This window comes from Nonomuraea insulae (assembly GCF_042656245.1).
The window spans coordinates 114,666-124,883 of sequence record NZ_JBHSPA010000005.1; the positions used below are offsets into that span (position 1 = coordinate 114,666).

13 protein-coding genes are annotated in these 10,218 nt (G+C 69.4%); 9 read left to right on the forward strand and 4 right to left on the reverse strand.

Features of this window, described 5'->3' with window-relative positions:
- The first annotated feature begins 36 nt into the window (after positions 1–36).
- The gene (locus ACFPZ3_RS02510) at positions 37–588 is read left to right on the forward strand and encodes a hypothetical protein (RefSeq protein ID WP_379512265.1); all 552 of its coding nucleotides are present in this window, start codon (positions 37–39) and stop codon (positions 586–588) included.
- Here the strand turns inward: ACFPZ3_RS02510 and ACFPZ3_RS02515 are convergent.
- Positions 519–1,625 (reverse strand): citrate synthase 2, encoded by a 1,107-nt coding sequence (locus tag ACFPZ3_RS02515; protein ID WP_379512266.1) that lies wholly within the window; start codon positions 1,623–1,625, stop codon positions 519–521. The two genes, ACFPZ3_RS02510 and ACFPZ3_RS02515, sit on opposite strands and share 70 nt — an antisense overlap.
- Before the next feature lie 179 nt (positions 1,626–1,804).
- Between ACFPZ3_RS02515 and pdxH the strand changes: the two genes are divergently transcribed.
- Positions 1,805–2,458, forward strand: coding sequence for a pyridoxamine 5'-phosphate oxidase (gene pdxH / locus ACFPZ3_RS02520; protein WP_379512267.1), 654 nt, complete (start codon positions 1,805–1,807; stop codon positions 2,456–2,458).
- 10 nt (positions 2,459–2,468) lie between these two features.
- The gene (locus ACFPZ3_RS02525; RefSeq protein ID WP_379512268.1) at positions 2,469–3,704 is read left to right on the forward strand and encodes an MFS transporter; all 1,236 of its coding nucleotides are present in this window, start codon (positions 2,469–2,471) and stop codon (positions 3,702–3,704) included.
- 43 nt (positions 3,705–3,747) lie between these two features.
- On the opposite strand, the gene ACFPZ3_RS02530 is transcribed toward ACFPZ3_RS02525, so the two are convergent.
- Positions 3,748–4,173, reverse strand: coding sequence for a uracil-DNA glycosylase family protein (locus ACFPZ3_RS02530; RefSeq protein WP_379512269.1), 426 nt, complete (start codon positions 4,171–4,173; stop codon positions 3,748–3,750).
- Positions 4,174–4,189: 16 nt separating this feature from the next.
- On the opposite strand from ACFPZ3_RS02530, the gene ACFPZ3_RS02535 reads away from it, so the two are divergent.
- From ACFPZ3_RS02535 to ACFPZ3_RS02545, 3 genes are all read left to right on the forward strand, one after another.
- Positions 4,190–4,894 (forward strand): metal-dependent transcriptional regulator, encoded by a 705-nt coding sequence (locus ACFPZ3_RS02535; protein ID WP_379512270.1) that lies wholly within the window; start codon positions 4,190–4,192, stop codon positions 4,892–4,894.
- Positions 4,895–5,020: 126 nt separating this feature from the next.
- Positions 5,021–7,243 (forward strand): ATP-binding SpoIIE family protein phosphatase, encoded by a 2,223-nt coding sequence (locus tag ACFPZ3_RS02540; RefSeq protein ID WP_379512271.1) that lies wholly within the window; start codon positions 5,021–5,023, stop codon positions 7,241–7,243.
- Between the two features lie 16 nt (positions 7,244–7,259).
- Positions 7,260–8,027, forward strand: coding sequence for an alpha/beta fold hydrolase (locus tag ACFPZ3_RS02545; RefSeq protein WP_379512272.1), 768 nt, complete (start codon positions 7,260–7,262; stop codon positions 8,025–8,027).
- On the opposite strand, the gene ACFPZ3_RS02550 is transcribed toward ACFPZ3_RS02545, so the two are convergent.
- Positions 8,011–8,361 carry a helix-turn-helix domain-containing protein gene (locus tag ACFPZ3_RS02550; protein ID WP_379512273.1) on the reverse strand — a complete coding sequence of 117 codons (351 nt, stop codon included), beginning with the start codon at positions 8,359–8,361 and terminating at the stop codon, positions 8,011–8,013. The two genes, ACFPZ3_RS02545 and ACFPZ3_RS02550, sit on opposite strands and share 17 nt — an antisense overlap.
- Positions 8,362–8,381: 20 nt before the next feature.
- Between ACFPZ3_RS02550 and ACFPZ3_RS02555 the strand changes: the two genes are divergently transcribed.
- From ACFPZ3_RS02555 to ACFPZ3_RS02565, 3 genes are read left to right on the forward strand one after another with little or no spacing between them, the layout of a single operon-like run.
- On the forward strand, positions 8,382–8,831 hold the full coding sequence (locus ACFPZ3_RS02555; RefSeq protein ID WP_379512274.1) for a MarR family winged helix-turn-helix transcriptional regulator: 450 nt from the start codon (positions 8,382–8,384) through the stop codon (positions 8,829–8,831).
- Positions 8,832–8,840: 9 nt separating this feature from the next.
- Entirely contained in the window at positions 8,841–9,050 is a 210-nt protein-coding gene (locus ACFPZ3_RS02560) for an OsmC family protein (RefSeq protein WP_379512275.1), read from the forward strand.
- Between the two features lie 12 nt (positions 9,051–9,062).
- On the forward strand, positions 9,063–9,689 hold the full coding sequence (locus tag ACFPZ3_RS02565; RefSeq protein ID WP_379512311.1) for an HAD family hydrolase: 627 nt from the start codon (positions 9,063–9,065) through the stop codon (positions 9,687–9,689).
- Between the two features lie 19 nt (positions 9,690–9,708).
- Here ACFPZ3_RS02565 and ACFPZ3_RS02570 read toward each other — a convergent pair whose 3' ends face one another.
- Positions 9,709–10,185: a hypothetical protein gene (locus ACFPZ3_RS02570; protein ID WP_379512276.1), complete on the reverse strand. Its 477-nt coding sequence runs from the start codon at positions 10,183–10,185 to the stop codon at positions 9,709–9,711.
- Between the last annotated feature and the right edge of the window lie 33 nt (positions 10,186–10,218).

Genomic DNA, 10,218 nt, shown 5'->3' on the forward strand with positions numbered 1-10,218 from the left:
GCCACAGCGCCCAGGAGATCGCCGACCTGCTGCGCGGTGGAGAACCATCGGCGGCGCATCTACCGCAAGCTCGGCGTGGCCGGGCAGGGACAGGCGGTCTTCCGCGGGCTCGGCCTGCTCAGGCCGCCGCCCGGCGAGCCTCCCGCCGAGTGCGCGCGGGGGCGGGAGCTGGTGATCGTGCACGCCAGGTGCCTGGTGGCGGCCGAGGTGGTGACGCGGGCGCTGCTCGGGTGCGGGCGGGCGCTGGTGGCCGTACGGGACACGGTGCCGCACGAGGAGGAGACGCGGGGAACCGGGCCGAGGCGCTCACCGACGCCTACCGCGCCGGCCTGGTCATTGGCCCCGGCTCGCCGGATCCACCCGGGCGAACGTGAGCAGGTCCACCATCCGGAAGTCGCCGGGGCCCGCGCCGTAGACGGTGTCGAGGTCGAGGGCGGGCGTCCTGACGCCTTTCCCCTAGTGCGTTTCGGCACAGAAAACGGCCACCGCGGGCCGCGCGGTGGCCGTTTCGGTGACCCTCAGACCCGGCCGGTCACCTCGGCGGCGCCCGGGACGTCGTTGAGCGGGCGCGAGGTGGGACCGGTGTAGATGGCGCTCGGGCGGACGAGCCGCCCCGTGAGCTTCTGCTCCAGGATGTGCGCGGCCCAGCCGGCCGTGCGGGCGCAGGTGAACATCGAGGTGAACATGTGCGGGGGCACCTCGGCGAAGTCGAGCACCACGGCCGCCCAGTATTCGACGTTCGTGGCCAGCACCCGGTCGGGCTTGCGCGCGTGCAGCTCTTCCAGCGCGGCCTTCTCCAGAGCCGCCGCGACCTCGTAACGGGGCGCGTCGAGCTCCTTGGCGGTCCGCCGCAGCACGCGGGCGCGCGGGTCCTCGGCACGGTAGACGCGGTGCCCGAAGCCCATGAGCCTGGAGCCCTTGTCGAGCTCGCTCTGGACGTACTTCTTGGCGTCGCCGAGCTGCTCGACACCCTCGATCATGTGCAGCACACGGGCGGGGGCGCCGCCGTGCAGCGGGCCCGACATGGCGCCGACGGCGCCGGAGAGCGCGGCGGCCACGTCGGCGCCGGTGGAGGCGATGACGCGGGCGGTGAACGTCGAGGCGTTCATGCCGTGCTCGGCCGCGGAGGTCCAGTAGGCGTCGATGGCCTTGACGTGCTTGGGATCAGGCTCACCGCGCCAGCGGATCATGAAGCGTTCGACGATGGTCTTGGCCTCGTCGACCCGGCTCTGCGGCACCATGGGCAGACCGAGGCCGCGCGCGGACTGCGCGACGAAGGAAAGGGCCATGACGGAGGCGCGGGCGAGCTGGTCGCGGGCCTCCTCGTCGCTGATGTCGAGCAGGGGCTTGAAGCCGTAGGCCGGAGCGAGCATGGCCAGCGCGCTCTGTACGTCTACGCGGATGTCACCGGAATGGACAGGAATGGGGTACGGCTCCGCCGGGGGTAGACCCGGCTGGAACTTGTTGTCGACCAGCAGGCCCCACACGGCCCCGAACGGGACGCGGCCGACCAACTCTTCGATGTCGACGCCCCGGTATCGAAGGGCGCCCCCTTCTTTGTCCGGTTCCGCGATCTCGGTTTCGAAAGCTACGACGCCTTCGAGCCCGGGTTTGAAGTCGGACATACTCGGCCGCCTCCCCTTCTCTTGCCATGTTTGGGCAATGCCTTGATGTCGAGATACCGGCGGGTCAATTTAACCCCCTCGCAGCTCATGGTCGGTCTCGGGACCCGCCGTAAGGCCAAACCCGCTGGTCGGGAGCGGTGCATGGGATCTACCACACGAGCGCGCAAGAATACCGTCTCGTGGATGCCACCCCGCGCCCGCCCATGCTGGCGGGGCTTCGCCGTACGTATGAGGGCGAGCCGCTGCTCGAAACCGACATCGCGTCCGACCCGATCGCGCAGTTCACCTCCTGGTTCCAGGACGCGCTCGACGCCGGCCTGCCCGAACCCAACGCCATGGTCCTGGCCACCGCCTCCGCAGGCGGGCGACCGAGCGCCAGGACGGTCCTGCTGAAGGGCTACGACGAACGCGGATTCGTCTTCTACACCAACTACGAGTCCCGCAAGGGCCGCGACCTGGCCGAGAACCCCCGAGCGTCCCTGATGTTCCCCTGGCACCCGATCCGCCGCCAGATACGCGTCGAGGGCACCGTGACGCGTATCTCCCACGAGGAGTCGGCCGAATACTTCGCCTCGCGCCCGTACGGCTCCCGCATCGGCGCCTGGGCCTCCCGGCAGTCGGCGGTGGTGCGCTCGCGGGAGGAGCTGGACGCCCGTTATGAGGAGCTGGCGGCGCGCTGGCCGGAGGATCCGCCGGTGCCCGACTTCTGGGGCGGTTACCGGGTCGCCCCGGTTGAGCTGGAGTTCTGGCAGGGGCAGCTCGATCGGATGCATGACAGGCTGCGCTATCGGCGTACGAGACCCGGTTGGGTTCTGGAGAGGCTGGCCCCTTAATGTTCCTTAAGTGGCATTAGGGGAGCTGGTAAGGCGTCATCTGGTAGACACCCGGCCTTTGGGGGTTGCCGCATACCGGCGTATCTGGGCCGGACAGACCGTGTCGAGCGTCGGTGTCGGCGTCACCCTGGTGGCCGTCGGGCAGCAGGTCTTCGAGCTGACCCACTCCTCGTTCTACGTCGGGCTGCTCGGCATGGCCAGCCTGATTCCGCTGATCGTCTTCGGGTTGTGGGGCGGGGCGGTCGCCGACGCCGTGGACCGGCGCAAGCTGCTCATCGTGGGCTCGCTGGTCGCCTGGGCGGCCACCCTGTTCATCCTTCTCCAGGCACTGCTCGGCCTGGAGAACGTCTATCTGATCTTCGCCGCGGTCGCCCTGAACTCCACCGGCTTCGCCATCACCGGCCCCACCAGGGGCGCGATCATCCCCAGGCTTCTGGAGCCGGAGATGGTGCCCGCCGCCAACGCGCTCAACTCGCTCGTCTACAGCCTCGGCGCGGTGGCGGGGCCGATGGTGGGCGCGGTCATGCTCGGCAACGGCGGGTTCGCGGCGGCGTACGCGGTGGACGCCCTGTTGTTCACCGGCAGCCTCTACGCGGCGCTCAGACTGCCCTCACTGCCCCCGCTGGGCAAGGTGAGCCGCCCTGGGGCACGGGCCGTGCTCGAGGGGCTGAGCTTCGTCGTCAGGAGCCCCGTGCTGCTGATGTCGTTCGTCGTGGACATCATCGCGATGGTGTTCGCCATGCCGCGCGCGCTCTTCCCCGAACTGACGGCCGTGCGGTTCGGCGGCTCCATGGACGCGCTCGGCTGGATGACCTCCGCCCTGGCCATCGGCTCGGTCGCCGGCGCGCTGTTCTCCGGCTGGGTCGGCCGGGTCAGGCGGCAGGGGATGGCGCTGTCGATCGTCATCGCCGTCTGGGGCCTGGCCGTGGCCGCCGCTGGGCTCGCGCACGATCTCTGGCTCGTGGTGGCGTTCATGGCCGTCGGAGGGGTCGCGGACGTCATCTCCTCGGTGTGGCGGCAGTCGATCCTGCAGTTGTACGCGCCTGACGAGATGCGGGGGCGGCTGCAGGGCGCGTTCATGGTGGTCGTGGCCGGTGGGCCGCGCCTGGGCGACCTGCGGGCCGGGGCCACCGCGACCATGTTCGGGCTGACGGGGGCGTGGGTGGGCGGCGGCATCGCGTGCGCCGTCATCGTGCTCATCGTCGGGCTGTCGGTGCCCGGGTTCAGGAACTACCGGGGTCGTTAGCGGCCGCCCGGAGGCCGGCCAGGAAGCCCTCATAGGCCGTCGGCTACTGATGAATGCGTCTTTTGCCCCGAGGAGTGAAAGAGAAGAGTTTGACCGCGTTCGTGAGATAGACATCCGTCCGTGCGATTCCGGCCCCTTCCAGACCCCTGTCCGAAATGCGGCCTGCGGGCCCGGCGAACGGGTGCCCCCGGCGGTCCTCCTGGTCCCCAGGTTGCTCACCGACGAGCATGAATCCGGCCCGCCGCGGACCCTCGCAGAACACCGTCCGAGTGGCGTTCCCGTACAGGTCACAGCCCTCGCAGCGGGCCGCCGCGGTACGCGGGGAGTCAAGATCGAACCGGTCGGGAAGGAACTCGGCCGCTCCGTTGTTGCCGTCCTTAACCATCGTCGGTCGTTCTCCCAATAGGGTTCCAGTGACTCCAGTGCCCGCAGCGGACGGGCTCGGTCCCCGCCACGACCGGCGTACCATTCAGTTGGGAGGAGCCTTGACCGCACACGGCCTGATTGACACGACGGAGATGTATCTCCGCACTATTTACGAGCTCGAAGAGGAGGGGATCGTCCCTCTTCGCGCCCGCATCGCCGAGCGCCTTCAGCAGAGCGGCCCTACCGTCAGCCAGACCGTGGCCCGCATGGAGCGCGACGGGCTCGTCCGCGTCGAGGGTGACCGCCACCTGTCGATGACCGAGCTCGGCCGCACGCTGGCCACGCGCGTGATGCGCAAGCACCGGCTGGCCGAATGTCTGCTCACGCAGGTCATCGGGCTTCCCTGGGAAGAGGTGCACATCGAGGCGTGCCGCTGGGAGCACGTCATGTCGGAGTCCGTCGAGTCGCGACTGGTGACGCTCCTCGACAACCCGACCGTCTGCCCGCACGGCAACCCGATCCCGGGTCTCGCCGAGCTGGGCGCGAGGGAGCCCGCGGAGAGCGGTTCCGACGTATTGACGACGATGTGCGACCTCGCCGGCACACGCGACACAGCAGTTGTCGTGCGTCGAATTAGCGAACAAGTGCAAAGCGATCCTGCTGTGATGCTTAAACTCAAGCAAGTTGGGATACAACCCGGACGCGAGGTGACGCTCGCGGCGAGCGACGACGGTGTACGGGTGACAGGTGACGGTGACGCGAAAGAGACGCCCGCGGAACTTCCGCGCGATGTCGCGGCGCACGTTTTTGTCTCCAAGCGCTGACGCGCCCGCGGCTACTTGGTTGAATCCCTTCTGGGAGGCCCTCCACTCTCCCCTGCTGCCCAAGACCGTTGCAGGAGCGCCCGTGGTCCGCTTTGCACACACGCCACCCCGAGGAGTGGTCTCCGGATGAAGCGATGGGGGGATCTGTCACCAGAGGCGGCTGATCACCTGGCCGCCGGATCCGTGCTCGACCACGCCGAAATGGCCGTGGTCGTCACCGATCGTTTCAGCAATCTCCTCTACTGGAACCCCTTCGCCGAGAAGCTCTTCGGCCATCAGGGCAAGTCGCCTTCGCGTGACGCGTCCCTCCTGTCCCTCGGGATCATGGAGAAGGACCACCCGATGGCGATCGAGCTGGCCAAGCATGTGCTCAAGGGCGGTGTGTGGGAGGGCACGTTCGACGTCAGGCGCGGCGACGGCGCCATCGTCTACGTCCGCGCGCAGGCCGTGCCGCTGCGCCACCCGAGTGGCTCCGTCACGGGGATCGTCATCCTGGCCCGCGAGGCGCTGCGCAGCAACGAGCGGGAGAAGGACCGCTTCGGGCTGCTGGAGCGCATCGGCGAGCGGCTGGCGGGCTCGCTCTACGTCGAGGAGACGCTCAAGCGGGTCGCCGAGATGCTCGTCCCGCAGTTCGCCGACCACTGCTTCATCGAGTTGATGGAGGGCGACCGGCTCGTCCGCAGGGTCTCGCAGCACGTGCAGGGGTGGACGCCACCGTCGGGAACATGGAAGCCGGTGGGCGCCGAGATCCGCTACCCCTCCGGCCACTACGCCGACACCGCACTGCGCCGCCAGGAGACGATCCTGGTGGAAGACTTCTCCACCAGCCGCTTCCCCTCACCCCACGAGAACAGCGCGCGCCTGTGCGGCGAGATCGGCATGACCTCCGCCATCGTGGCCCCGCTGCTGGTGCGCGGGGAGACGCTCGGGCTGATGTACCTCGGCCTGTCCAACCTCACCGACCGCCGCAGCCCCCACTACGACGCCTTCGACCGCGACTTCGTGGGCGCCATCGCCACCCGGGTGGCGCTGGCCATCGACAACGCGCTGCTGTTCGAGGAGGAGCGGCACACGGCCGAGTCGTTCCAGAAGCACCTGCTGCCGCGCGCGCTGCCGCAGCTCGACGGGCTGCAGATCGCCGTACGCTACTACCCGGCGGCCCCCCTCGCCTCCCACGGTCAGGGCATCCAGACCCAGGTCGGCGGCGACTGGTACGACGTCATCCCGCTGTCCGCCGGCCGCGTCGGCATCGTGATCGGCGACGTCGAGGGCAGGGGCGCCAAGGCCGCGGCCATCATGGGCCAGCTCAGGGCGGCGCTGCGGGCCTTCGCCCAGGACGACAAGTCCCCGGCCGACATCCTGGCCAGGCTCGACGAGTGGACCCGCATCATCGCCACCCCCGAGCAGGACGACAACGGCACAGAAGTCAGCATCCCGCCCATCGTGACCTGCCAATACCTGGTCTACGACGCCTGGTCCCGCCAGCTCTCCTTCGCCAACGCCGGGCACGCCCCGCCGCTGCTGCTGGTGGACGGGCAGTGCCGCGAGCTGGACATCGAAGAGGTCGGCCAGCCGCTCGGGGTGCGCGCCAAGGGCCTGCACGCCGACCTGGTCTACAAGGAGGAGACGCGCACGCTCCCGCCGGGTGCGGCGCTGCTCCTCTACACCGACGGCCTCATCGACCGCCGCCCCGCCCGCGACGGCCGGATGCCGACCGAGGAAGAAACGCTCGGCGTGCTCTGCGGGAAGCTGGCCACGATGGCCGACGCCGAGGTCGAGCGCATCGCCGACGCCGCCACGGTGGCGGTGCCCGGCGAGATCGACGACGACATGGCGATCCTCGTGGTCCGCTCCAGCGACGTGGACCTTGACGTCGAGGCCCGCACGTTCCCCGCTCAACCGATCATGGTGGGCGAGGCCCGGCGCATGGCCGCGGAGGCGTTCTCGAGCTGGAACGTGCCCGAGGAACGCGCCGAGCTGGCCTGCCTGCTCGTCTCCGAGGTCGTGACCAACGTGGTGCTGCACGCCGCCACCGCCGGGGTGCCGCGCAGGGAGCTGGTCGTGGAGGGGCCGCCGCTGCCGTTCGAGGAGTCCTGGGACACACCGGGCTTCGAGGACGAAGTGGTCGGCGACAAGGAGTTCACGCTCCGGCTGCGCAGGGGCGAGGAGGCGGTCTGGGTCGAGGTGTTCGACCAGGACCTGCGCCTGCCCCGCATCCGCAGCGCCGGGGAGAACGACGAGGGCGGGCGCGGCCTCTACCTGGTCGACCAGCTCGCCAGGCGTTGGGGCTCGCGACCCACCAGGGAAGGCAAAGCGGTCTGGTTCGAGATTCCCACCCGCGGCAGGTGATGGTTCACTGGCGCCTATGGAGCTGGCCTTTGAACGACGGGGCACCGGGGATCCGCTGATCCTCATCCACGGCATCGGTCACCATTGGCAGGGGTGGCTGCCTGTGCTCGACCGGCTGGCCGCCGAGCGCACGGTGATCGCGGTGGATCTGCCCGGCTTCGGGGTCTCTCCGGGGCTGCCCGACGGCATCCCGTACACCGCGGAGTCGCTGGCCGACGCGGTCGAGTCGTTCTGCGCGCTGCTCGGCATCCGCGAGCCGCACGTGGCGGGCAACTCGCTGGGCGGTTACATAGCGCTTGAGCTGGCCTCTCGTGGTGTCGTACGGACGGCGACCGCGCTGTCCCCGGCCGGCTTCTGGACACGCCCTGAGCTGCTCTACTGCCAGGCGGTGCTGCGTGCCCTGCGCGCCTCGGCACGTTCCATGACGCCTTCGCAACTCGCCATGACGGCCGAGAACCCCTATCTGCGCGCCGTGTCCTCCGGGCTCCTGGTCGCCCACCCCAGCAGGCTCGACCCGGTCGCCCTGCTCGCCGCCACGCAGGCCCTCGGCCAGGCCACCGGGTTCGAGGAGACGCTGGAGTCGTTCGGCGGGCTCATGCCGCCCGCGCCACCGAAGTCGCCGATCACGATCGCGTGGGGCGAACATGATCGGCTGCTGCCGCGCCGCCAGGCGGTGCGCGCGGCGCGGTGGTCGGGTCAGCGGGTCAAGCTGCTGAAGGGGTGCGGGCACCTGCCGATGAGCGACGATCCCGCGCTGGTGGCCCGGGTCATCCTGTCGTCGTGAGGTTGGCGGCCATGCGGCGCAGCACGTCCACGGTGGCCTGATACTCCTGCGCCGTCACCCCTTCCATGGCCTGCCGGCGGAATCGGGCCACGCGCCCGGACAACTCCGCGTGCGCGGCCCTGCCCTCGTCCGTGAGCCGCCCTCCCGCCAGCCACCCTCTCTCCGTCAGCCGATCCACGGCCTCCTGGACACCGTCGAACGGGTCCAGGTCCAGGTCATGTGTCACGGCGTTGAGCACCTGCCACTCGCGCCGCGAGACGATCAGCGCGCCGTCCATGGAGCGCTCCAGCAACGTGTCCAGGTGCTTCAACCAGTAGCCAATGGGCTTATCCATGCATGTACAATAACAACTATATGTATGGAGACAAGCAAATTGCCGACATCGAGCGCGCGATGGTCGCCATCAGGTGGCGGCAGAGCAGGCGGGTGCTCGCGCGTACACAGGGGGCTTCGGGCCCGGAGTTCGACGTGCTCGACGTGATCGAGGGGGCAGGCGGGGCTCACGTCACGGTGTCCACGGTCGCCGAGGCGCTGAGCGTCGATCAGCCCAGGGCCAGCAGGCTGGTGGCGGCGGCCGTGACAGTCGGCCTGGTGAGGCGCGAGGCCGATCAGGCCGATGGGCGGCGGGCGTGGCTGGTGCTGACATCCTCGGGCGCGGCGGCGCTGGAGCAGGCCCACCGCGCTCGGCGGACGGCGTTCGCGGCGGCCACGGAGGACTGGACAGAGGCGGAGCGCACGGAGTTCGCCCGGCTCCTGACCCGCTTCGTGGACGCCATGCCTCAGATGCCACCCATGTCCAAATAATGGGACTGGATGGCGCTGGTGGAGATGGGGCTGACTGATACCGAGGTGAGCGTCGTGGTGACGTTGGACCGTCAGGCGGTCACGCGTTTTGAGTGCGACCTCGTACTGGACCCGCCGGTGAACGAGGCCCAATACGAACGGGTGAGGCAGTCTCCGGTGCGCCGAACGTTGAGCAAATCATTGGAGTTCGAGACGCTGGCTCCGGCGGCTCGCCCATAGGCTCAGTCAGTGATGTACGTCTTCGACGTCGGAGAAACCATCCTCCGCGATGACCGCTATTGGGCGTCGTGGGCTGACTGGCTCGACGTCCCCCGCCATACCCTCTCCGCCCTCGTCGGCGCCGTCGTCGCCCAAGGAAGGGACAACGCCGACGCACTCCGTTTGTTGCGCCCCGGCATCGACCTGGACGCTGAGTACGCCGCTCGGGAGGCGGCCGGTCGCGGTGAGCGTATCGAGGAGGAGGACCTCTACCCCGACGTCCGGCAGGCGTTGACCGCGCTGAGGGCGGCCGGCCATCAGGTGCTGATCGCCGGGAATCAGACGGCTCGCGTCGCCGAGTTGCTGCGTGCGCTCGATCTGCCGGCGGATGGGATCGCGACATCGGGCGAGTGGGGTGTCGCCAAGCCGGATCCGGCGTTCTTCGCCCGCCTGATCGAGTTCGCCGGCGCCCCGCCGGACCAGATCGTGTACGTGGGCGACCACCCGTCCAACGACGTCACCCGGGCCAAGGCCGCCGGTCTGCGGGCCGCTCATGTGCGGAGAGGTCCGTGGGGGCACTTGTGGGCTGACGGGCGGGAAGCCGCAGCGGCCGACTGGCGTGTCAACAGCTTGACCGAACTGGTCGGCATCGCAGACTAGCGCCAACCGCTGGAGCTCATCAGTCCCGTCGGGCGCCGTCGGGCCAAATCACCCGGACCGGCACTTCCCGCCGCCGGGCCTCGCCCACCACGTCAGCGGTCCCGCCGTAGCCTCGGGCGGGCTGCCCGTCCCAGACGGCGAACAGCACGTCAGCGTCGCTGATCATGCGTGTGCTGGCCGTCATGTGCGATTCCGAGGTGGACGCGACGAAGTCCAGCCGATGGGTACGGACCGCTCGACTCGACAGCTCGTCATACGCCGCATGGCATTCGCTGGGTAGCCCGTCCCGGTACTCCTTGGCGGGAACCACGACCTCCAGCTCGCCACCGAGATCCAGCACCGCCTGGGCGAAGATCTGATCAGCTCCGTCGGCCAGGCAGGACAACCCGCTGATGGCCGGAAGGTAATCCGTGAGCGCCTCTCGTATCGCCTGATCGACCAGCGCGACGCTCTGGGGCGGCAAGCCGCGATGGCCTGAGACGGCGATCCGGGTCATGATCCTCCTGGAAGCGTGACGTTGAGACGAACG